Source organism: Cytobacillus sp. FSL R7-0696 (genome assembly GCF_038006865.1).
GTDB classification, from domain to species: domain Bacteria; phylum Bacillota; class Bacilli; order Bacillales; family Cytobacillaceae; genus Cytobacillus; species Cytobacillus kochii.
In genome coordinates, this window is record NZ_JBBOWA010000001.1 from 1,300,140 (window position 1) to 1,324,052 (window position 23,913).

Below are 23,913 nucleotides of genomic sequence, written 5' to 3' on the forward strand. Positions count from 1 at the left end.
CACTATATTCTCCCCATGATTTGCTTGTGTAGTGAAATCAGAAAAATTGTAGCCAAAACAAAAAGCAGAGAGTCGTCAGAATCTCCCTGCTCTAATGATGGTGTATATAAGAAATAAGAACATTAATATCGCAATGACGAAGCCGATTTCTACTGCTGGTATATTCCATAGGAGAGATGATTGCCTGCCAAGGGCGGAGCCGATAATTAAGCCTACCATTATAATGCAAAATGCCAGCAACACGATACTAAATGCTAGCCGGTTGCTGATACGGTCAATTCTCGTTAGAAATTTTTCACTGTTTGGCAAGTTCAACTCGAGCGGGATTTTTCCCTTTTTGATAAGAGCAATCAAATCTTTCAAATTATACGGTGCTTCCTTAAGAATATCAAAATACTCGCCGATATGAGCTAGCGAATCTTTCGCCAAATGATCAGGTCGATATTTATTAACAATTAATCGTCTACCAAAAGGCTCAGCAATTTTTAAAATGCTTATATTAGGGTCAAGTTTTTCAACAATACCTTCCATTGTCAACAATGTTTTCCCCACTAATGTTAGGTTTGTTGGGATATGTATATGATGTTGATTGGCAACGGAAAACAAATCATTAACCGCCTCGCCAATTGATATTTCACTAAATGGAATATCATAGTATCTTTCTCTTAGTAAATCAACATCAATTTTTAAAAGTTCAACATCGACATCATCTTGGACAATTCCCATTTTAGTGATGGCTTTAATGACTCCATCGGTGCTTTGCCGCAACATGGCAATAATTAATGATGCTAAATTTTCTTTCATATCCTCAGTTAAACGTCCCACCATACCAAAATCCATGAAAACAATCACATTTCCTGGTAATACACAAATATTACCTGGATGAGGATCCGCATGGAACACACCTTCCTCTAATATCTGCTGGAGGATGCCTTCAACGATTCTTTCGGCGATTAGTTGTTTATTAAATCCTTGTTCCGCCAAACTTTTATTTTCAAGGATGCCGCAACCTTCAATATATTCCATAGTTAACACTTTTTTCGTCGTATATTTCCAGTATGTTTTTGGGATTTTATAATGATTATTGTCTTCAAATTGATTGGCAATTTTATCGGCGTTACGACCTTCAAGTAAATAATTCAACTCATTTAACAATGCTTTAGAAAATTCTTTCATCATTTCCACTAACTGATATTGCGATGCCCAATGTAGCCTTCTTTCTGCAATTTTAGCAATTTCTATCAAAATTTCTAAATCTGTTCTCATGGTCTTCTCAATATCAGGCCGTTGTACCTTAACAGCTACTTTTTCACCAGAATGGAGAACACCATAATGGACTTGACCGATAGATGCCGATCCTAATGGCTCCTCCTGAAATTCTGTAAAGAGGTCATGTAGTTCTTCCCCTAGTTCGGTTTCAACAATTTTTTTTACCTCTGCAAATGAAAATGACGGAGCATGTTCCTGCAATTTTTCCAATTCCCTAATGATTGATTCCGGAAAAATATCTGACCTTGTACTCGCAATCTGACCAACTTTAATAAACGTCGGTCCAAGCTCTTCTAAAAACAGACGAACACGTTCACCTGTCGTCTTTTCATGAATTTCCTCTTGCTTTCGCATGAACATACGTTTAGGTAGTGACAATACTTCATGCAAGCCTAATTCTTTTAAGAGATAACCAAAACCGTAATGAGAGAAGGCTACGGCAATTTCACGATAGCGATGAATATGGCTCATCTTTGGTTTGAAAATGGCAAAAACCTCCCTTAATCCTCTTCTCGATGTTTTGCCTCAAGTGCTAGAATCCGTTCCTCTAACCTTAAGACATCATCCTTTGTAGCGATATTCAAATCATGCAATAAACTTGTCATTCGTTGATGGGCTTTGTCGTCTATCTGCGTTTGCTTCTCTTGGCCTTTCGTCCTTACCTCCTGCATAAAATCCTTCGCTTCCTGTTTTGTTAACTCTCCTCTTTTCACTAACTCATCCATCATTTCTTGTGCACGGTCTTTCCCTGCTGCTGCTAAACCTAACCCTAACATCATCCCTTGTTTTATTGGATTTTTCATCTCATTTCCTCCTTTAATAAATGGCAGATTTTCACTAACATTATTTTACCCATTTTCAAGTGGATTAAGCATGAAAAAACATATATCACAAGTGTACTAACAGATGGGATATTCAGTGATAGTTAAAATGAATCGAAGAAAATACAATGCTTCACAGACCTTCTTTTTTACGCTCTTGTCCATCCCTAGAAACTAGATAAAGAGTGGGCAAGTCGGATTTAAGCGGAATTGGTCACGGAATTTGCGGATGAATGGCGATGTCGGATTTTCCGATTTACACGCAATTTTATTTTCAAATGAATAGTGGGCATGTAATGCGATCTTACGCTTGTCTCATGTCTCAAGCAGCTTCCCTTTTTCCATTTACAAATTCACACCCGATTTCTACTTTATTACGAACAAAACAAAAACCCCGTACAATCATATGTACGAGGAATGTTTATGATGCTTGATTGTCTTTTTTCATCATCAGACAAAAGAAGATAATAAGCGTGAAAGCCGTTAATGCCAAGAAAGGAATGGTGATAAACCCGAGCCAATTGATATATTGGCCACTACATGGTACACCGTTTGAACATGGGGTGACCTCAGCGAGTCCAGGCACTTTTTGTACAAGATAATGATAGAGAGAAATACACCAGCCAATAAATGCCATTGGTAGCGCAAATCTTCTCACAGAAATATCTTGGTAGAACGTACCAATCCCCAAGATTAAAACGAGTGGATACATGAATATTCGTTGATACCAACAGAGCTCACAAGGAATAAACTGCTTAATTTCACTAAAGTATAGACTGCCTAATGTTGCTATGAGTGCGACCACCCAAGAAAAATACAACATGATTTGATTTTTCTTCATTCTTATCCCTCTAACTCTTCTTCAATCAAACGTTTGATTGAATCATAATCAAATGGATCTGTCACCATTTTATCGTTAATCATAATCGTCGGTGTGAGCTGGACTTCATATTCACCTACGAGTGATGTGTCATGATTAACCGCCTCTATTGTTGCGCTTTTTTTCATTTCTGCCAATAGATCTTCTAGTGGAATTGACGTCGTTTCTGCGACGACTTCCTCTAGTACTTCCGTTGTTAACCAGACAGAATCATGTTGACCACTCTCTGGCTGCTTAGCAAACAAACCTTTATGGAATGCCCAGTATGCATCAGGTTCCAATAGATGAACAGCTTCGGCTGCAACTGAACCTAATTTAGACTCATCCCCATGGAAGAGCACATTGATATAAGAGAAATTCACTTGATTCGTGTCTACATAATCTTCCACTAATTGCGGATAAATGGTCTCACCCCATTGTTTACACGCTGGACATTTAAAGTCGCCAAATTCTACGATTTGTACAGGCGATTCCACCTTGCCTAAAACAGGCTGTCCTTCAATAGGGGGCGCATTTTCAAAAGATGTATACTCATCCTTTTCATTTCCTTGATTGTTTATGAACACCATGATAACAACTGCGATAACGACAATAATCGTAATAAAAAATAATAACTTCATCGGTTGGAATTGATTTTTATTTGTGCCCATGCTGCTCTCCTTTATGTAGAGGTATCACTTTTAAGAATAATATATCCTTATGCAGAAAGTAAGGAATTTCCGTGAAGTCAATATGAAGTTCGATTGACTTGCTTACTCCAAGCATCAAAAGGGAGCTGTGATTGATTTAGTGTCAATTGTACAAACGGAAGACCTCTATCTTTCGGGTCTATGCCAATCTCTTGGTAAATAAAATCATCATCAAAAAGCGCTTTTGCCGCATCTTTCCGATCCGCTGCGTAATACACATTTTCCAAACGCGCCCAGTAAATCGCACCTAAACACATGGGACAAGGCTCACAGCTTGTATAAAGAGTACAGCCTGTTAATGTGAAAGATTGTAACTTCGTACATGCTTCCCTAATAGCCATTACTTCCGCATGCGCCGTTGGGTCATGAAGATCTGTTACCCTATTCACACCTTTGGCAATCACCTTCCCGTCCTTTACAATGACTGCTCCGAAAGGTCCTCCTGCATTTCCTACGTTTTCTACTGCTAGATGTACTGCCTCTGTTAAAAATTGTTCATGATTACTCATCTCGTCCCTCCCATTTATTTAGGCTTTTTGTTTAATACCATGAGATTCTAACAGGATTTGCAACTGTTCATAAGCCTCTATTGAAGTAACTAGTAAACTAACCTGACTCGAACGACCTGAATGAAGCTTCATCTCAAAACCATCATTTACTTTTTTATCAAAACCAAAATGACGGTTATGAATATCAATAGACTGAACTTCATAAGAATCAATTTTATGCCAAGGGATATACTTTAGCCCTTTAACAATCCCTTTTTGGAGAAAAACTAATTGGTTAAACAGAAACTCCATTTGAAAAAGAGGTACAAGTAACAGCAGATAATTCGAAACATCTAACTGATCGGAAAAAACAATAAACATGATCGCGATAAACACCATACATGTGATAAAAATATAAGTAAAGATACTGCCCTTCTGACTAGCTACCTTTGGCTCTGCTATCGGTCTTTGCGGCTCAATACGTATGTCCTCTAATACTTCATCTGGCAATGGGAATACCCTATTTTTCTTAATCTTAAAGAAAACATTAAATAAGCGATAATAATAAAAAAGTAATAGCATAAGCAGTAAAATAGCAAATAACCATTTCATTCTATTCACCCCCTCTTTTATTTATGATTATTCGCTTCATAGCTTCCTTGGAAACTAAAAATTAAGATAATTAAGTAAAGGCAGTTAGTAGAATCGCCAGTCCGTTAAAAACGCTATGGATAATCATCGCAGGATAGATGGAGCCTGTTTTCTCATAAGTCCAAGCGAAGATAAGTCCACTGAAAAAATTAACTGGTAATGTGTTATAAGTCGGTAAATGTACCACCGTAAAAATCGCGGAACTAATGAGCATACTCAGTCCAATATTACATTTAGCCCTTAACCATTTGTATATAAAGCCACGATACAAAATTTCTTCATAAATGGGTGACACAATGGCCGCAGATATAAATGCAATGAGAATCGTAAATCCATTCAGTTCTGCTGTTAATGAAGCCGTTTTCTTATTTTCTACGCCAACACCGAATAAATCCATGAGAATAACAAGCAATACATTGCCCACTATTAGAAAAATCGTCCATCCGATAATCGGTAGCCAATAGCTCTTAGCAAACGACCTCAAGCCAAGCGACTGCCAATTCAATCCATATGGTTTAATCGTAATATAATAAAGAGCCACTGTAAAGGCAATTGCCATGATTAACCCTGTCAAAGTCCCCGCATATAAATCATTTTGAAATAACCGCTGCAATAGGTCCTGTGCCCAATTTTCAATGAATATCGGCACTATGATGAAGACAAACATCAGAATAAGTAAAAACGTTTGTATTGACCAGCGTGATTCTTTTGAAAATAAGGTATTCACTCCATTTACCCCCAATTTATTTGATATATTAAGAGTACCTGGTTACGTTACGTCATCTTCAAGTTCAAAGGAGAGAAAAAGATGAATTATTTTTCGACGGGTAAAATTGCTAAAGATTGGTCCATTTCTGTTAGAACTTTACGATATTATGATGAAATTCAATTAGTCACCCCTACTTATAAAGATGATTATGGTAAACGTTTCTATACACAACTGGACTTACTTCGTCTGCAAAAGGTATTGCTATTAAAAAAAGCGAATATGTCGTTAGAAGATATACAAAAGCTCATTGACGAAACGACTGTATCATCAGTGCTAGATATCCATCTTCAAACATTGAAAGCGTCAATTGACGATATCGTACAAGCGCAAAAATATACACAAACTTTAAGGAACAGTGTAGATTTAGAAGGAGAGATTGGTTGGGAACAACTTCTTCCCTTAACGTTAAAAGAGAGTGAAGATCATACACAGCCAACAAAAGAATGGGAGACATCACTTCCCAAATTAGAGAATGATGATGGTCAAATTAAGAAATGGATGAATATTATTAAGCGCATAGAACTTTGTTTAAAAAACGGAGAAGCGCCTTCTTCTGACGTTGCCCAATTAATTGCGAGTGATGTGGAAATCTACTCAATGGAAATGTTCAACGGTAATCAAGCACTATCTGAACAATTTTGGGAAGCACGAAGATCAAAAGAGCAGTCAGAAGAATTAAACTTATATCCCATTAATCAAGAAGTTATCGAGTTTCTCGAGTCAGCCTTTACCTATATGAAGAATAAAAGCTGACACAATTATATTTAACCTGTCATGATATCTTCACTCGGATATCTAATCTTCTCTTGTCTTGGTTTGGCTAGAGAAAAGGCAAATGTTAATGGTCCAATTTTTCCGAGAAACATAATAAATACTATAATAATCTTACCGATGTTAGATAGATCAGCCGTAATCCCCATAGAAAGCCCAACAGTCCCAAAAGCTGAGACCGTTTCAAATAATAATTCTAAAAACGGCTCTGGTTCTGTAATATTGAGAATAAATACAGCTAAGAAGATAAATAAGAAACTAATCATAGAAATGGCCAATGATCTAAATATGATGGTTTCTTTAATTGCTCTATTAGCAATGGTAATTTGCTGCTTTTGCTTTAAAAAACTCCTAACTGATAATACGATGACTAAAAAAGTCGTTAACTTAATTCCACCACCAGTAGAGCCGCTACCCGCACCAACAAACATGAGAAGGAGCATGAAAGTAATGGTTGCTTCATGCATATTACCTATATCGATTGTATTGAACCCTGCCGTCCTCGGTGATGTCGCTTGAAAGTAAGCTGCCCAAAGTTTATCACTCATTTCAGACATAGCGCCTAATGTATGTGGATTATGGAACTCCATCACGAATATAACTAACATCGCAAAAGCATTGATAACTACAGTGCCGACAATCATCAGTTTTGAATGTAAGCTCAGTTTCTTAAATTTGCGTTTATACCAAATATCCGCTAAAACCGTAAAACCAATACCGCCAATAATGAACAAGAATGAAATAATAAGATTAACAATCGGGTCCCCCACATATCCCATTAAATTATCAGGAAACAGCGATAAGCCAGCATTATTGAAAGCGGAAATGGAGTGAAAGAAGCTGAGGTACATGCCCCTTCCCCAACCAAATTCAGGAACCCAAGTAATGGCTAAAAAACACATAGCAATTAATTCAATCGTGAAGGAATAAATGAATAAACTTTTTACTAATTTAATGACTCCACCAATAGATGTATGGTTTAATGACTGTTGAACTAATAACCGCTCCCTAAACCCTATCCTTTTACCAAGGAGCATAAAAATTAACACTGCAAATGACATGATCCCTAATCCACCAATTTGTATTAACGCAAGGATGACTAATTGCCCAAATAGTGTATAGACCGTACCAGTATCTACAACAGCTAACCCTGTTACCGTCATGGACGAAGTTGCTGTAAATAATGCATCTGTCCAAGTAACCTGTGTTGTCGTTGCAAATGGAAGTTTTAAAAAAATCGTCCCAAATATAATGAAAAACAAGAACACTAACAATAACAACTGAGATGGGTTTAACCGAACGATTGCGTTGTTCATCTTTCTATGCTCCTTCTTTTTCAAAGCGTATAATATCTCTTTTTTTTACCCAATACTATTAACATATCATTCAACTGAATTGGTTCCTTTTCACTTGGAGAAACAGTAAAGTTCTGTTCTCGCCTGAAGACCGACAATATGACAATCAAACCGCTTAGCAATTCGTAAATCTTTCAATTTACACCCCCAAAAATTTCTTTCCTACAAGGATTTCAGCGATGGTATAATCACGAGCTAATCAAGAAAATCAACCATTGAATTTGAGACAATATTTTCTGCAACTCTTATCGCCATATTTCTCTGGATCAATCACTCGGTCAACACCTATCTTTTCTAACACTTTCGCATGAAAATTGTGATGCGCTTTGCCCCCATACCCTTCAGAAGAAAGGCGGTAAAATACTTCCCTGCACATCTTCTCCAAACAAAATAAAAGTATGATCTACATTATTCATCCCGATTTGCCTTGACATGTGCTCATCTAGTGACAGAAAACAGCAGCATGTGTAGATCCTTATCGACCGCTAAAAATGCCTCATTCATTTCTTTCAATTCTGGTAGCATCGTTGCCCCAAAGTGCCCCAAACCATATCCCATCCTTACTATCGATTTGTGAGTTCTTCAATGAGAAAAAAGGAACAGCAAAAAGACCACAGAGGGATGTAGTGACCCCTAAAAGTTAGACACAGTTATTTCATGAGGCAACTTGTTCAAAATGAGTTCGGTATTGTACCGGACTCATTTTCAATTTTCCCTTTAACCGTTTCCTATTATAGTATTCTATATATTTTTCTAATTCTAGTTTAAAGTGGTTCACACTTTCAAATTCCTTAAAATAAAGCAATTCTGACTTCAGTATCCCAAAGAAGTTTTCCATTACAGAGTTATCGTAACAGTTACCTTTACGTGACATACTCTGTTTAACCCCTTTTGCTTGAAGCAAGTTGCGATATTGGTTCATTTGATAATGCCATCCTTGGTCGGAATGCATGAGTAATTGATGCCTTTCTGGTAAGGATTCTAATGCTTTTTCTAACATGTCCGAAACTAATGAATACGTTGGTCGAGAACCGATGGTATACGTAATAATTTCACCATTAAATAAATCTAATACAGGCGATAGATACAGCTTTTCACCAAATAGCTTGAATTCTGTAATATCTGTTACCCATTTTTCATTCGGTGCGTCCGCACTAAATTGACGGTCTAAATGATTTGGCGCTATTTTACCGACTGTGCCTTTATAAGATTTATACCTTTTCATCCGCACTAGGCATCTTAAACCCAGCTCTTTCATGATTCGTTGAACCTTCTTATGATTTACTTTTTTCCCACGATTCACTAGCTCATCCCGAATACGACGGTAACCGTAACGACCTTCATGTTCTTCATAAATGGCTTGGATTTCTCCTTTTATATCGGTGTCTGGATCAAGTCGATTCATTCGTTTTACTAAATTATAATAGGTGCTGCGTGGAATGCCAGCGAGTTTTACGAGTGACTTCACCGAATACTTATGCCTTAACTCATAGACTACTTGTGCTTTGTCTTGTTTGGTGATTTTTCCTTGTTTTGAACTAAGGCATTCAACTTTTTTAAATACTCATTTTCCATTTCCAGTTGTTTTATTCGATTTTCTAGTGCTTCAAAAGAACGGTCAGTAGAACTTTGTTTATTTGAATCTTTTTTCATGGATAGACGCCCCTGTTCCTGTGACTGAAGGGCATCTATCCCTTGTGTTTCAAACTTTCTTTTCCATACAGCTAGAGTGGAATGCGCTGGGATATTAAAAATAGCTGCCGTTTCACATAGAGAAGTACCATTTTCAGTCATATATTGTAGTACTTCTAGTTTAAACATTTGTGTATAACTTGTACAACGTTTCACCAATGCCTCTGCACCATTGTAGTTGTATTGTCTTACCCATTTAACAATCGATTTGTGATCTATTCCAATAGATTCTCCAATTTCTCTGTAACTTTCTTTTCCGCTTAAATAGCGAGTCACGGCTTGTAGCTTCATTTCCGCAGTAAATTTGGACAAAAAAACTGCACCTCCAATAGTTGTAGATAGTGTCTAACAATTGGGGTGCAGTTCAGGATCCCCCGTGGTCATGTTATTTGATCACAAGTTTACCATCTTTTCTTAACGCTTACGAAGTTAGCTGTCGGATTAGGGTCAAGAATAACCCTTCCTTTTTACATTCTTTAAAGGATTCACCCCAAGTAGATTACCTCTACAAAAGTGGTTCCTCCGCTCCAATTAAGGATTCAGCGATTGAGATGATATTTAATTGATGAAGTTATATTACTCCCCTTTTTGTTATCTGTAAAGATAAAATAAAAAATGTTTACCAAACCATCCATTTACCTACATTAATGAAGAGGAGCCATGATAACGAATAAAGAGGTTTCAGTTTTACTTAACAATCCTTCTATAAGTCGAAAGTCATAGAAGGTAAGACTATGCCATAATGAAAATGTGAAAATAACTTTTTATAAAGAGGGGATTACAATGGGATTCAAACATATCACAGTTGCAGGTAGTGGGGTACTTGGCAGTCAGATTGCTTACCAAACAGCGTATAGTGGATTTCAAGTAAGTGTGTATGACATTTCTGAGGAAGCACTAGCAACAGCAAAAGGTAGAATATTGAAGCTGAAGGAAAGCTATAAAAATGATTTACAGGCAACCGATGAACAAGTCGATGCGGCATTCGAACGGATGTCTTTTTATACTGATTTATCTAAAGCTGTCGAGCAAGCTGATTTAGTGATTGAAGCTGTTCCAGAAGTGGTTAGCATTAAAGAAGACTTTTATACAAAGTTAAGTGCAGTCGCACCGAAAGAAACCATCTTTGCAACGAATTCATCCACATTACTTCCTAGCCAATTTGTAGCTTTCACAGGGAGACCGTCACAATTTCTAGCATTGCATTTTGCAAATGAAATTTGGAAAAACAATACGGCTGAAGTAATGAAACACCCCGGTACAGACATGAATGTTTTTAACCAAATCGTTGAATTTGCAAGAGAAATAGGGATGGTCCCTCTACAATTGCATAAAGAACAACCAGGGTATATCTTAAATTCCTTACTCGTTCCATTATTAGAGGCAGGACAAATGTTATTAGTGAATGAAGTAGCTGACCCAGAAACCATTGATAAAACATGGATGATTGGCACTGGTGCTCCACTAGGCCCGTTCGCTATTCTTGATGTCGTTGGAATCCGCACAGCTTACAATATCTCACAAGCAAAAGCCGATGCAACCGGCAATGAAGCCTTTAAAAAATTAGCTCACCTATTAAAAACGGAATATATTGATAAAGGTAAACTTGGACGAGAAACAGGAGAAGGCTTCTATAACTATCCGAATCCAAGTTTTGCTGATCCTGAGTTTTTAAAAAGGTAACGAGGACGCAATTGAAAATTGAATATCCTTAGAAACCTTAGTATTTGTTAGGGCGCCTAAAAGTCGGCAATGAGACTTTCTGGATGCCCTTACTATTGTAAATGTTTTGCCCACTTGGGTTCACATTTCCGTTTTACCAACACTTCTTCTCGCTTTTCACCCCACTTATGTTCACATTTCTCATTTACCAACACTTCCTGGTGCTTTTCACCCCACTTGGGTTCACATTTCCGCTTTGCCAACACTTCCTGGTGCTTTTCACCCCACTTGGGTTCGCATTTCTCATTTACCGACACTTCTCGGCGCTTTTCATCCCACTTGGGTTCGCATTTCCGCTTTACCAACACTTCTCGGCGCTTTTCATCCCACTTGGGTTCGCATACCCGCTTTACCAACACTTCTCGGCACTTTTCATCCCACTTATGTTCGCATTTCTCATTTACCAACACTTCTCGGCGCTTTTCATCCCACTTGGGTTCGCATACCCGCTTTACCAACACTTCTCGGCGCTTTTCTTCCCACTTATGTTCGCATTTCTCATTTACCAACACTTCTTCTCGCTTTTCAACCCGCTTGTATTTGTATTTACTATTTGCAGGCACAACTCGTCACTATTAATCCCAGTTGAGTTGGTATTTCGGATTTGCGGGAAAACCCTTCCTCTTCTTCTCCACCTTTACACTTGCCAACACATTTTTTGTTAGTTAAATCTATTGATATGTGTACTACTTGAGAGTTATCCACATCATCAGAAAAAAATTTCTGCAATGCGTTCATAAGATTGGCGTTGATCAGCAAAGTGATAGGTGTTATTTAATAATAACCAGTGGTCACATTCATAAAGTTCGCTCCATTTGCTTAGCTCTTCTTTTACTTTTGCTGGCCCACCGATAATCATTCTTTTTCTATTCAAAGCGATTCTTTTTTTATCTTCTGTTGTTAACCGCATTGCTTTTGCTTCCTCAAGTGTCGGAATCCGACTATCAATTCCTTTTTCCGTCCTTAATAACCATATATCTTGTGTAACGGCCAATTCCTCTGCTTCTTCATCTGTCGCACCACAAATGACAAAGACAGCAGTAATCGCTTTCGGATTTACAAAAAAGCCCGGCTGAAAATACTCCCGATATTGTTTGTGGGCCTGCACGCCTCTTCCAGATTGAATAAAGTGACCAAAGACATAACCAATGCCAAGCTCTGCTGCTAGCTGGGCACTATTCTCCCCAAGACCCAGACTATAAAGCTGCGGCGATACCCTCGGCCTAGGTGTCGCTTGCACCGACTGATCCCCTGCGAAATAATGCAGCATTTGTTTTATCTTTTCAGGATAAATGCCCGTTTCATTCTTCACACCATTAGCTAAGGCCTTACGTATTCGTTCCGGTCCCCCTGGTGAACGTCCTACACCTGCCTCAATCCTACCCGGAAAAATTGATTGAAGTTGCAGCATTTGTGTAGCCACTTTATACGGACTATACTGAGACAATAAAATCCCGCCACTGCCAACTTTAATGGTCTTTGTTTTTGCCGCTGCCGTTGCCATTAGGATTTCAGGTGCACTAGAAGTCATCCCTTTTGTCCCATGATGCTCAGCAAACCAATAACGCTCATATCCCCATTCTTCTGCCATTTGTACTTTATGAATGGTTTCTTCTACCGTTTCCTCAACTGACAAGTGACGTGGTCTCGGCATTTGATCAAGAATTCCTAGATGCATGCTCCATACCCTTTCTAAACGATTGTTTTAATAAAGAAAGTATACCAGTCTGTTAATCAACTTCAAACGGAGTTGCTTGAATAATCGACTCCAAATAGGTATGCATCTATCTAATCTTTTCCAATCCATAAAAAAAACCAGCTGATAGCTGGTTTATTCGACTTCCACTATATCAGGACTGATTTCTAACCTCTCAGCAATTTCTTTCTTAATATCATCAGCTGAATTGAATTCAAAATCATAAAAGTGGTCCCATTCTTTCGCTGGCTCATAATCATTTAGAAGCTCCATATTTTTCCCGTAAAACAAAACGGTATCGACTCTTAATAAAGCGTCTGCTGCTTCCTTCTGATCATTATCGTCTGTAAAATATTCTTCCATCTCATCCAATAATACGACTTTCACAGCTGTTAATTCTGCCATTTTTATATCGCCTCCATCTCTTACGTATTAATTACCTCGTAACAGATTATTTTAAACGGAGGTTATGCTGAGAATTTTAGACATGCTTGGCAATCGCTTCCCCAAGTTCTGAAGAAGCTCGGTGAAAATATGACAATACCACTTCTTTTATATCTTGATCAATCCCTTTTAAATCTGCAGCAATATTATCGACTAAATGTTCTTTCTCTTGTGGACTTAAAGCGTGATAAAATTCTCCAGCCTGCGCATAATCATTTTGTTTTATTAAATCACTTCTTTGTAATTTCCCTTCAACAAATCGGCCATCTCCACTTGTCACCTGGTTGGCAGGTGTCCAATCTGCTTGGTCATTTACTGGCAACTTCCTAAACCCCGGTCCGATTCGTCTTCTTTGTGAATCGCTATAAATATTCGCTCGACCTTGAAGCATCTTATCATCGGATAACTCTGCTCCCTCTAGCAGGTTGACAGGTGAAAAAGAGACCTTCTCTACTTCTTCCATATAATTTTTGGGGTTTCTATTTAAAACCATTCGACCAACTGGTACCAATGGATACTGTCTTTCATCCCACACTTTCGTATCATCAAGCGGATCATACGATAATTTTTCCTCATCCATGGGATCCATTAATTGAACGTATAGTCCGTACTCTACTGTTTTGCCAGATGCAATGGTATCAAAAAGATCTTTCCCAGCATAATCTGGATTCTCACCGGCTAGTTTGCCCGCTTCCTGCCTCGTAATATATTCAATACCTGCAAACGGATACCAATGATATTTCACATATTTCCTTTCTCCCTGCGCATTCCGCCAGACATATGTATTCACACTATGTCCTGGGATATGACGCAAACTTTTCACTGTTCCAGCATCTGAATATAGATGGACAACAAAATTTAACGACTCTGGTGCTCGTGCTACAAAGCTCCAGAAGCGATTGGGATCCATTAGATTATTGACTGGAGATGGTAAAAACGCTTTAATCGCCTCAGGGAAACGAATCGTATCACGCACAGAGAAAACAGGTATATGATTACAAATTAAATCAAATATCCCCTCTTCTGTATAAAACTTAGTTGCAAACCCTCTTACATTCCTTGACGTATCAGGTGTTCCTTTCGTACTCACTGCTAATGAAAATCGCACCATAACAGGTACTTGTTGACCAGGACGCTGTAGGAAACTAAGCTGTGTATGTTCTTTCATTGAATGCACCGTTTGAAAATAGCCAAAAGCACCGAATCCTTTAACATGAACAGGTCGTTCAATGATTTTCTCATGGATAAATTCTTGCAGTGTTTCATGTTCTACACTATCCTGTTTTAAGATAGGTCCTCTTTTGCCAACAGTTTGTGAATGAAGCTTTGCAGGTTCGTCCCCTTTCCATTTATTTATATCCCTCTCTTCCACTTCTTCTTGCGCTTGACTTCCTCGACTATTGAAATGAATCTTTGCTTGTCGCTGATGTTTTTCGTTGTTTTCGTCCATATTTCCCTCCATATTCTTCTATGTCTTCCTGTTAATTAGATATGAAGGACAACTACGTTTTATGTTTCTTTCTATAACAACTTTCACTTAGAATTCTATCGAAGCATTCAAGCTGCTCATTACAACAAAGATTTAATAGATAGGAGTAGTTTATTAAAAAAAGTGGAGGGAGTGCCTTCGATATGACTTATTAAAAAGTTTGAACCTCACTATTATCCATTTAATAGGAATTGAAGGTAGTCAATTACATTAAAAAACCACCAGAACCAACTCTGGTGGGGTAATATAATCATCTATTTAGTTCATTTTCAATTCTCCTAAAGCAATTAAAGATTGCATAATTAAGAATAGTTGATGTGTTTCTTGAGGATTACGCAAATCCTTATCTAATGTATGTTCAATCTTTCGAATGCGATGGCGAAGACCGCTCATAGATAAATTCAGATCTGCTGTCGTTTGTTCCAATTTTCCTCCATTTAGTAAAAACACATATAAGGTTTGCAATAAGTCCACCATCTTGCTATCCGATAAATCATATAGTGAGCCTAATTCCTGTTTGGCAATTGTTTTCACCCCAGCTGTATTTTTAGAATTAATCAGAACACCAACGATTCCTAATTGTTTAAAGGACATCATATTTTCCTTTGAAGATAGTCTTAAAGAAACAAGGGCTTCTTCATAGTGTTGATGGGCACTTGTAATCTCATTTCCTTGATTGCTAAGACCAATTGTAAATTCACCATTAGGAAAGTCCGCACGTAAGGTCTTCATTAATGGGCGGAAGAATGTTTCATGATGCTCATATGAAAGTGCCGCATCCGGGATTAGAATGATTAGATGATGATCACGCATATTGATTAATACACTTTTCTTTTTTTCACTAAAGTATTGAATCATCCATTCATATATATCTTCCTGCAACTGAAATTCTTCCTCAAAGGATTCTGTTCCAATACTAAAATCAATCATGACTAAGAAATAGGACTGTGTTAAATCAATACCCGTATATTTACCCCTTTTAATAATCTCTGCTTTAGACGTTTCTCCTTCTAATATACGTTCAAGGAAACTACCCTTCATTCTCTCTAACGAATCAAAGCGTGTTTTTTCATTTAATAATATAAGGGAAGCAGCATTAGCAAATCGTTCCAGTAATAAATAGTCAGATTCATGACTGTTATCTATCGTTGGTTCATAAACAAATGAGCAGTACCCTTGAATTTTCTTTTGCACTAAAATTGGGGCCATCAGCCTTGTTTGCTTTTCAGTATGGACGATTCTCTTTTGAAAAAACAATGGATAGGTAGAGTGCTTTTCTTCCTTATCATTCATAGGAAATGAAAAATATTGCTTCATATCATCCGTCAGTTCACCGCATTCATCTGGAGATAAGCCTGCACTAGACATTTGATAAAAATCAATAGACTCTATCACAATTGGTATTTGCATATGATCGTAGACAAGTTCAGTAATTTCTTCTAAACTACTGCCCCCAGAAATCTCTTCAGTTAATTTACTTTGAAATTCAGCCAGTTTTGTTACAAAATTACGCTGTTCTAATAATTGTTCATATGTATAAGCTAATTCTTTAACGATGGGGGTTTCTTCATATGGTGAATGAGCATCTTCACCCTCCATCTCCCATTGTTCTTGCGATTGGATTGTCCATTTGCATTCAGCATCACCCTTCGCCACACAACACGTTTCTTTTACTAGCAGCGACACACCTGTGATAGTAGTCATATAGCCGCTAGCATAACCTACTAATGTATGACATTGAGGTGTATCACTATAGCCATGTAGTCTTATATGTTCTTCAGCCTCATAAGAACCATACCAAATCCCCTCTGAATAGAGAGATTTCACATGCTGATTGTCTTCACACATTGTTAAATGGCAAATATGCTTCACACCTGTGATTTGCCCATTTTCCTTATGATACAGGGGACCGTGCTTGATTAAATAAGGAATTGAAGTATGCTCTTTCATTGCCTTTTTAGCATCCTTTACACCATTCTCCCATCCAAAGGAAAATAAGAAACTTTTTAGGCGTTCAAAACCTATATGCTTAACGAGTTGATGACGCAAAATACCTAGTGATGCCGATGGTGTCGAAACGACTCTTTCATGTCCTTTTGTAATAGGATTGATTGAAACTTCATCAACAACAATATGCATAGATAACCTCCTAAAGCGCAAGATTGAAAGCGCAAACATTTCTATTTTTATAAAAAAGGGGAAATTTCGCCCCTTCCAGTCTATTTTATTAGAAAATTGAATCATTCGCGAGTTTTGAAACGAAGTTCGGCTGCTTTGAACTTTAGACGAATGTTTTTACTTTTGCTAACTCTGCCGCCACATCAACAATCATATCTTCTTGCCCGCCGACAACTTTTCGGTTACCTAGTTCAATTAAAATATCTCGTGCATCTAAATTGAACTTTTCTGCTGCACGCTGGGCATGTAAAGCAAAACTAGAATAAACGCCTGCATATCCAAGAACTAAACTATTTTTAGTAATTTCTTGAGGAACAGGTAAGATCGGTGCCACAACCTCTTCTGCTAGATCCATCATTTTATAAAAATCCACACCTGTTTCAATGCCCATTCGATCTAATACCCCTACTAACACTTCTGTTTGCGTATTACCCGCACCTGCTCCAAGACAACGAACACTTCCATCGATTCTTGTTGCGCCTGCTTCAATGGCAGCTAACGTATTTGCCATTGCTAATGAAAGATTATTATGAGCATGGAAACCAATTTCCACACCAATGGTTTCTTTCATTGCTTTGATTCTTGTTGTTACTTGATTTGGTAATAAAGCTCCAGCAGAATCAACGACATAAACAATATCGGCACCGTAACTTTCCATTAGTTTTGCTTGTTCCACGATTTTCTCCGGTTCTGCCATATGAGACATCATTAAGAATCCAACCGTTTCCATTCCAAGCTCTTTGGCAGCGTAAATATGTTGGGCAGACACATCTGCTTCTGTCACATGTGTAGCGATACGCGCCATCTTCGCCCCTAATTGCTGGGCTTGTTTCAATTCTTTAACTGTCCCTATACCAGGAATTAACAACACAGCAACCTTTGAAAAGTCAGTTACAGCAACAGCTGCTTCTATTAATTCAAACTCATTTGTTTTTGACCTGCCATATTGCAAAGAAGATCCCGCTAGGCCGTCTCCATGAGCTACTTCAATATAAGGCACCTTAGCCTCATTCAAGCCTTTGGCAATCCTCTCTACTTGCTGAACAGTATATTGATGTGAAAGGGCATGACTCCCATCTCGCAATGCCACTTCCGTTAATAATACCTTTTGACGTTCGGTCATATGAATCTCTCTCCTTTTACTGTGTAATTAAATTCTTTGCAAACTCTTCAGCTACCTTTACACCAGCCGCTGTCATAATATCTAGATTTCCTGAATATTTTGGTAAATAATCGCCGGCTCCTTCCACTTCTATAAAGATAGTTACTTGATTACCGTCGATCATTGGCTCCGTCCGTAATCGGTAGCCTGGCACATAGCTCTGCACGGTTTTTTCCATATCAGCAATTGATGCTTTTATCTCTTCTTCCTTCATCGTCCCCTCTTCCACTAACGTGTAGACGGTGTCTCTCATGAGTATTGGCGGTTCTGCTGGGTTTAATATAATAATAGCTTTCCCTTTTTTCGCGCCACCCACTTCTTGAATCGCCCTTGAAGTGGTTTCAGTAAATTCGTCGATATTAGCCCTCGTACCAGGTCCGGCACTTTTACTTGAGATTGTCGCAACGATTTCAGCATAGGCAACTGGACTCACTCGGTTCACCGCATGTACCATTGGTATAGTCGCCTGACCGCCACATGTAATTAAATTGATATTCTCAGCATCTAAATGTTCCTTTGAATTAACTGGGGGAACAATCAACTTACCTACAGCTGCTGGTGTCATATCAATGACCTTCTTCCCTGCTGCTTTTAAAGCTTTTGCATGACGAATATGCGCTTTTGCTGATGTCGCATCAAAAACAATATCTGCAAGTTCCGGCTGTTCTAAAAACCCATCAATCCCTGTATCAATGGCGACATACCCTAATTCCTTCGCACGTCTTAAGCCATCAGAATTTGCATCAATACCAATCACCGTTGTAAGTTCTAAAATGTCTGAACGACCTAATTTAATCATCAAATCTGTTCCAATATTACCTGATCCTAAAATCGCTACTTTTACTTTACTCAAACCTCAGTTCCCTCCTTAATTTCCTTCTAATATCCAAGTGCAGTTGAAATTTCATTGGCAGCAGTTTTAATTCCAGTAGTAACCTCTTGTTGATGTGCCTCATTTAATCGCACTGTTGGTACCGCACAACTAATGGAACCAACTACCCTTCCTTGATAATTAAAGATCGGGCTTGCTGTACATATAAGACCGATTTCAATCTCCTCATTATCAACAGCGAATCCCTGCTCTTTCACTACAGCTAATTCCTTTACTAATGCTTGCTTAGTGACAATGGTATTCTCAGTGAACGACTTTAAAGTAAGGGGTTCGATGATTTCTTCTTGTTCTTTTTTTGGCAAAAATGCCAATATCGCTTTCCCTACTCCCGTACAGTGAAAGGGTGCCCTCCTACCAATCTGCGAATAGATTCGCAAAGAATGAGGACCTTCCTTCTTTTCAATGTAAATCGCTTCACCTTGCTCAAAAGTTACTAAATGCACCGTTTCTTTTAGAGTAGTAACAAGCTTATTGATGATTGGTCTCGAAACTTCAGCAAAATCGAATTGGTTCTCAACGATATGACCTAGTTGAAAAAGCTTCATACCTAAACGATACTTACCACTTTCCTCATTTTGATAAAGATAACCTTTCGAGGCCAAAGTTTTTATTAAACCATGTACCGTGCTTTTAGAGAGTTCCATGGCTTCCGCTATTTCTTTTACACTTAACTCTTTTTGACCATTAAGAAATAATTCTAAAATGTCTGTTGCACGCAAAACTGATTGTATCGTCATACATCCTCCAACGTTCGATAATGTCGAATAGTATTCGTTAATATCATATTAAAATTGTAGGATGTTTTCCTTTTGTTTGTCAATATAATTATTCTGATTTTTTATTTTTTTCAAAAATTACTTGTAACCGCATTCATTTTCTTTATGCTACGTTTGATTGAATATTCTCATCCTTCTTCGGCCTGACAAATAACCATACAAGTCCACCGCAAATAAGAAGGATTATACCGCATAATTGAAATGCCATATGAAAGCCCGCTGCTTGTGTTGCAGATCTTTCAATAAGAAGACCCGTAATATAAGGACCAACGATTCCTCCTAATGAGGTAAACGCCATAAACCATCCTTGCACTTTACCTATATGCTCTTTTGAGACCATACTCGAAAGAATAGTCGGACCAAGCACAAGTGTAATACAACCGAAAGTAAGCCCTAAAGAGAGAAAGGCAATGACCAACATATTTGCATTTAGTATTGTCCCTAAAAAGTAACTAACTGCTCCCTCTAGCATCACCGGACCGAGTACAAACACTCGCCCCTTCACGATACTTTTCGTTTTCTTAAATAATCGGTCTGAGACAGTAGAGAAAGTGATTTGAGAAATGGTAATCATTATCCATGGGAGTGCTGCTACTATAGATAAGGTTTCTGCACTCAATTGACGGACATTTTCCAAGTAATTAGGAAGCCAATTTAAACCAATGGTAAAAGACCAATACGTCGCAAAACCACAAAGGGCAATAAGAATAAAGTTTTTTGACCTTAGCACTGGTCCAAATTTACTTACTGCTGTTTGTTGGCCTTGTTGTCGATTAGCTTTGTATTTTGCTATTGCTTCTTTGCGATCATTTTCTGCAATCATTAGCCAAAATACAACCCAAATCAAACCGACAATACAAGTCGCTAGAAATGCCGAACGCCAACCAAATTGAGTGATTAAAGAAATAAGTATAGGTGCCGACATAGCTACCCCTAAAGGACCACCTACAGAAACAAGTGTTAAACCTATCCCAAGCTTCTCTTTTGGTAGATATTTTGTTGCAGCAGTCATAGCGAGTGAATAAGATGGCCCCTCCCCTGCGCCTAGTATAATGCGTGTTATCAATAAAAAGGTAAAGCTTGACACAAATAGGGTAGAAAACTGCACAGTCGCCCAAACAATTGCCATAACAGCAATAACAATTTTTGCACCGAATCTGTCAGCTAACGTTCCCCCGATAATAGCAAAAATAGAATATAAAAAGAAAAAGGCACTTCCAATGATACCCCACTGTTCAGCATTCAACCCTAATTCTTCCATCAGAGGAACAGATGCAAATCCAATAATCGCTTTATCTGCATTACTAATCACTGTCAGTAAAAATAATAAAATAATAATTAGAATAGCCTGACGCGAGATTTTACCTTCTTTCGTACGAGGATTTTTCGCCATTTAGATGACCTCACTCTCAAGATTTTTAAGAAAAAGTAAGCGAAGGACTACGCTCCGCTATGTTTTTAAAAACTCACTTCTACACTCTCAAGCCCACTAAATTCTGCTTTAAATGAATCGCCTTTCTCCACAGGAATCGCTGCAGATAACGCACCTGATAAAATGACTTCTCCTGCCTTCAAGTGAACACCATAGTCAGACAGCTTATTAGCTAACCAAGCAACACAAGTTATCGGATTACCTAATACATCCGCACCATAGCCTTTATTAATCAATTTGTTATTTTTGTATAACTTCATTTCCATTTCTTTTAGCTTCACACTATCGACAGCATATCGTTCTTCACCTAAAACAAATTGGGCACTTGAGGCATTGTCAGCAATAGTATCTTCCAGTTTAATTCGCCAATTTTCGATTCGACTATCCACAATTTCTAAAGCAGGGATAATATAATCAGTGGCTGCTACAACATCTGCCTCTGTTACGTTCGGTCCCCGCAAATCATGCTTCAATACAAACGCAATTTCTCCCTCAATTTTCGGCTCAAATAATTGATCCATAGGAATGGCCGATTTTTGCATTGTGACATCCATGCTACTTAATAAATGGCCATAGTCTGGCTGATCAACCCCTAAGGCCTTTTGCATAGCTAGAGAGGTTAGACCGATTTTCTTTCCAACTATCTTTTCTCCTTGAGCCAACTTCACATCAATATTTTCCATCTGAATCTGATACGCCTCATCAACTGATAGCTGCTGGATGTCATCTGTTAATGGCTGGAGGGATTTCTTTGTTTCCTCCGCTTCTAAAAGCGCTTGAGCAGCTTCTTTTAGTTGATCATTTAACTGTAGTGTCATCATTGAACCTCCTTCTATATGGAAAGACCCCGCCACTTTGTTAAGAGACGGGTGTATAAATATTTATTTAGATACCACTTGTTTTTTTAAAAAATCAATGGTCACCTGATTGAATTCTTCCGGTTTCTCCCATTGTGGCCAGTGACCAGCCTCATTGATTACTGTCAGTTCACTCCCTGGAATCATCTCTTTGATCGGTTCTGCTTCTTCTACTGTTGAAGTTGGATCATGGTCAGTCCAAGCAAGTAATGTTGGTACATTGATTTTGCCACACCATGATGGGTCCCAACTAAATTGTTTTCTTGCTTCGATATTTTGCAAATGGACAATATGATGGACAGCTTCCTGATAAGCAGGTTGAGTATAAATATTGTAACGAGATTCAATTAACTCATCTGTTACTTGCGATTTATCATACATTAACCACTCTAATCTCGTTTTCACATTTTCATAGTTTGCTTCAAGTACAGCTTTTAATGTTGACGCTTTTAGCCCTGCCATAACTTCAGGTTTGTTATTCACATTACCAGGAGTATTGAGCACCATGGATTCCACATAGGTCGGATGGTGAGCAGCAAACCAGGCAGCCACCCATCCACCAAGAGATTCGCCAGATAAATATACTTTCTCTAAATCAAGCGCTTTGATTACAGCTAATAAATGGTCACTGTAACTATCAATACCGTACGGATAGTCTGGCTTTTCTGTATATCCATGACCTAACATATCGATACATATCACGCGGAAATGCTCAGCCAATCCTTTGATATTTCTTGCGTAAGCCTCGATGTGCCCCCCTGTACCATGTAAAAGCAAAAGAGGCTCTCCAGTTCCCGATTCTAGTACTCTCGTTTTCACCCCATCTGCATCGACAAAATGAAGTTTAAATTCGATATCTGCTAAATCGTTCCAAATAGACATATAATCCTCTCCTATTCTCTTTATTTTGTCACTTTCTCTTTCATCCACTCGTCATTCACTGGTGTTGTTTCAAAGAAAGAATCTGGCACTGATGGTCCCCACCATAAACGACCCTTTGTATCATATTCTTCCTTTGTCCAACCAATTGGTGGTAAATCAGTATCACGTTTATAATCACCCGAATAAATCTCAATACGATGACCGTCTGGGTCTCTTACATATAAGAAGAAGGCATTTGTTACCCCATGACGACCTGGTCCATAATCGATATTTGCGCGGTAGCCTGCGTCTGCAAGTAAGTCAGCCGTTTTCACAACGGAAGAAATACCGTCTACAATATAAGCAATATGATGCAGAGATGTTTCTTTATGTTGGACAAGGGCCACGTCATGTGTAGATGTTTTCGCTCTTGTCCATGCAGCAAATTTCCCCTCATCTCCTTGAACATATTCTGAAATGCTAAAGCCAATTGCTTGCCAGTATTCTAATGCTTTATCTACATTTGTTACACGCAGGTTCATATGATCGATTGCTACTGGCGGTATACCACGATGTAAATGGGAGTATCTCATTGGCAAGGCATCTACTCCGCCACTTTCGTTCCCTACATTCATCTCTTCCATTGCATGATAGAATTCAACCGGATGACCATTTGGCTCAGCTACTTTAAGAACTGGCCCTTTTCCTGGGTGAATACTATTCTCGACATATTGAGTGGCAACTCCCATTTCTTGATGTTGCTTCTCTAACTCTCTTAAATACTCAGGACTAGATACACGTAGACTAAAACTACCAAGAGCTGCTTTTGGCTTTTGCGTTAAAATTAAAGAATATCGATCAAATTCATCAATCGCACGCAAATATAGACTTGACTCTGTTCTTTCCACTTCAATAAACCCTAGTACATCTACATAAAAGTCTTTAGACTTATTTAAATCTGTTACAAACAGCTCGATTTGCCCTAAACGAAGAATCATTACTCTTCACTCTCCTATTGA

Annotated in this window: 23 protein-coding genes and 1 riboswitch; of the genes, 3 read left to right on the top strand and 20 right to left on the bottom strand. The window is 38.2% G+C overall.

Going from position 1 to position 23,913, the window contains the following annotated elements; all coding sequences use genetic code 11:
* Positions 1-75: 75 nt before the first annotated feature.
* The 7 genes from MKX29_RS06815 to MKX29_RS06845 all read right to left on the bottom strand — a co-directional run bounded on the left by MKX29_RS06815 (position 76) and on the right by MKX29_RS06845 (position 5,525).
* Positions 76-1,740, bottom strand: coding sequence for an ABC1 kinase family protein (locus tag MKX29_RS06815; protein WP_251162995.1), 1,665 nt, complete (start codon positions 1,738-1,740; stop codon positions 76-78).
* A 29-nt stretch (positions 1,741-1,769) separates the two neighbouring features.
* Entirely contained in the window at positions 1,770-2,072 is a 303-nt protein-coding gene (locus MKX29_RS06820) for a phasin family protein (RefSeq protein ID WP_224938221.1), read from the bottom strand.
* 439 nt (positions 2,073-2,511) lie between these two features.
* Positions 2,512-2,931 (bottom strand): disulfide oxidoreductase, encoded by a 420-nt coding sequence (locus MKX29_RS06825; protein WP_251162996.1) that lies wholly within the window; start codon positions 2,929-2,931, stop codon positions 2,512-2,514.
* 2 nt (positions 2,932-2,933) lie between these two features.
* On the bottom strand, positions 2,934-3,620 hold the full coding sequence (locus MKX29_RS06830) for a DsbA family protein (RefSeq protein WP_224938223.1): 687 nt from the start codon (positions 3,618-3,620) through the stop codon (positions 2,934-2,936).
* Positions 3,621-3,697: 77 nt separating this feature from the next.
* The gene (locus tag MKX29_RS06835; protein ID WP_251162997.1) at positions 3,698-4,168 is read right to left on the bottom strand and encodes a nucleoside deaminase; all 471 of its coding nucleotides are present in this window, start codon (positions 4,166-4,168) and stop codon (positions 3,698-3,700) included.
* 18 nt (positions 4,169-4,186) lie between these two features.
* Positions 4,187-4,759 carry a hypothetical protein gene (locus MKX29_RS06840; RefSeq protein ID WP_251162998.1) on the bottom strand — a complete coding sequence of 191 codons (573 nt, stop codon included), beginning with the start codon at positions 4,757-4,759 and terminating at the stop codon, positions 4,187-4,189.
* Between the two features lie 70 nt (positions 4,760-4,829).
* Positions 4,830-5,525, bottom strand: a complete 696-nt coding sequence (locus MKX29_RS06845; protein WP_251162999.1) for a CPBP family intramembrane glutamic endopeptidase — start codon at positions 5,523-5,525, stop codon at positions 4,830-4,832.
* 81 nt (positions 5,526-5,606) lie between these two features.
* On the opposite strand from MKX29_RS06845, the gene MKX29_RS06850 reads away from it, so the two are divergent.
* On the top strand, positions 5,607-6,320 hold the full coding sequence (locus MKX29_RS06850) for a MerR family transcriptional regulator (RefSeq protein WP_289432684.1): 714 nt from the start codon (positions 5,607-5,609) through the stop codon (positions 6,318-6,320).
* A gap of 11 nt (positions 6,321-6,331) precedes the next feature.
* Here MKX29_RS06850 and MKX29_RS06855 read toward each other — a convergent pair whose 3' ends face one another.
* Together MKX29_RS06855 and MKX29_RS06860 are read right to left on the bottom strand one after the other, a co-directional pair.
* The gene (locus MKX29_RS06855; protein WP_341104747.1) at positions 6,332-7,654 is read right to left on the bottom strand and encodes a TrkH family potassium uptake protein; all 1,323 of its coding nucleotides are present in this window, start codon (positions 7,652-7,654) and stop codon (positions 6,332-6,334) included.
* Positions 7,655-8,348: 694 nt separating this feature from the next.
* A protein-coding gene (locus tag MKX29_RS06860; protein ID WP_224935613.1) for an IS3 family transposase occupies positions 8,349-9,697 on the bottom strand; the annotation gives its coding sequence in 2 pieces (ribosomal slippage) (positions 8,349-9,253 and positions 9,253-9,697; 1,350 coding nt in all).
* A 91-nt stretch (positions 9,698-9,788) separates the two neighbouring features.
* Positions 9,789-9,940, bottom strand: a riboswitch (cyclic di-AMP (ydaO/yuaA leader).
* Between the two features lie 228 nt (positions 9,941-10,168).
* On the opposite strand from MKX29_RS06860, the gene MKX29_RS06865 reads away from it, so the two are divergent.
* Complete coding sequence (locus MKX29_RS06865) at positions 10,169-11,068, top strand: 3-hydroxyacyl-CoA dehydrogenase (protein ID WP_095370937.1); 900 nt, start codon at positions 10,169-10,171, stop codon at positions 11,066-11,068.
* 235 nt (positions 11,069-11,303) lie between these two features.
* Positions 11,304-11,696 carry a hypothetical protein gene (locus MKX29_RS06870; RefSeq protein WP_341104749.1) on the top strand — a complete coding sequence of 131 codons (393 nt, stop codon included), beginning with the start codon at positions 11,304-11,306 and terminating at the stop codon, positions 11,694-11,696.
* Positions 11,697-11,816: 120 nt separating this feature from the next.
* Here MKX29_RS06870 and MKX29_RS06875 read toward each other — a convergent pair whose 3' ends face one another.
* From MKX29_RS06875 to hpaD, 11 genes are all read right to left on the bottom strand, one after another.
* Positions 11,817-12,785: an LLM class flavin-dependent oxidoreductase gene (locus MKX29_RS06875; RefSeq protein WP_341104751.1), complete on the bottom strand. Its 969-nt coding sequence runs from the start codon at positions 12,783-12,785 to the stop codon at positions 11,817-11,819.
* A 153-nt stretch (positions 12,786-12,938) separates the two neighbouring features.
* Entirely contained in the window at positions 12,939-13,208 is a 270-nt protein-coding gene (locus MKX29_RS06880; protein WP_341104753.1) for a hypothetical protein, read from the bottom strand.
* 76 nt (positions 13,209-13,284) lie between these two features.
* Positions 13,285-14,697, bottom strand: a complete 1,413-nt coding sequence (locus tag MKX29_RS06885) for a catalase (RefSeq protein WP_341104755.1) — start codon at positions 14,695-14,697, stop codon at positions 13,285-13,287.
* Positions 14,698-14,994: 297 nt separating this feature from the next.
* The gene (locus MKX29_RS06890; protein ID WP_341104758.1) at positions 14,995-16,875 is read right to left on the bottom strand and encodes a helix-turn-helix domain-containing protein; all 1,881 of its coding nucleotides are present in this window, start codon (positions 16,873-16,875) and stop codon (positions 14,995-14,997) included.
* Positions 16,876-17,017: 142 nt separating this feature from the next.
* Positions 17,018-18,037, bottom strand: a complete 1,020-nt coding sequence (gene dmpG, locus MKX29_RS06895; protein WP_224938233.1) for a 4-hydroxy-2-oxovalerate aldolase — start codon at positions 18,035-18,037, stop codon at positions 17,018-17,020.
* A gap of 16 nt (positions 18,038-18,053) precedes the next feature.
* Positions 18,054-18,929, bottom strand: a complete 876-nt coding sequence (locus MKX29_RS06900) for an acetaldehyde dehydrogenase (acetylating) (protein ID WP_251163007.1) — start codon at positions 18,927-18,929, stop codon at positions 18,054-18,056.
* 26 nt (positions 18,930-18,955) lie between these two features.
* Complete coding sequence (locus MKX29_RS06905) at positions 18,956-19,705, bottom strand: IclR family transcriptional regulator (protein ID WP_341104760.1); 750 nt, start codon at positions 19,703-19,705, stop codon at positions 18,956-18,958.
* Positions 19,706-19,847: 142 nt separating this feature from the next.
* Complete coding sequence (locus tag MKX29_RS06910) at positions 19,848-21,137, bottom strand: MFS transporter (RefSeq protein ID WP_341104762.1); 1,290 nt, start codon at positions 21,135-21,137, stop codon at positions 19,848-19,850.
* A gap of 65 nt (positions 21,138-21,202) precedes the next feature.
* On the bottom strand, positions 21,203-21,994 hold the full coding sequence (locus MKX29_RS06915; RefSeq protein WP_409338350.1) for a 2-keto-4-pentenoate hydratase: 792 nt from the start codon (positions 21,992-21,994) through the stop codon (positions 21,203-21,205).
* Between the two features lie 63 nt (positions 21,995-22,057).
* On the bottom strand, positions 22,058-22,915 hold the full coding sequence (locus tag MKX29_RS06920; protein ID WP_289432674.1) for an alpha/beta fold hydrolase: 858 nt from the start codon (positions 22,913-22,915) through the stop codon (positions 22,058-22,060).
* Positions 22,916-22,935: 20 nt separating this feature from the next.
* Positions 22,936-23,892 (bottom strand): 3,4-dihydroxyphenylacetate 2,3-dioxygenase, encoded by a 957-nt coding sequence (gene hpaD / locus MKX29_RS06925; RefSeq protein WP_251163012.1) that lies wholly within the window; start codon positions 23,890-23,892, stop codon positions 22,936-22,938.
* Between the last annotated feature and the right edge of the window lie 21 nt (positions 23,893-23,913).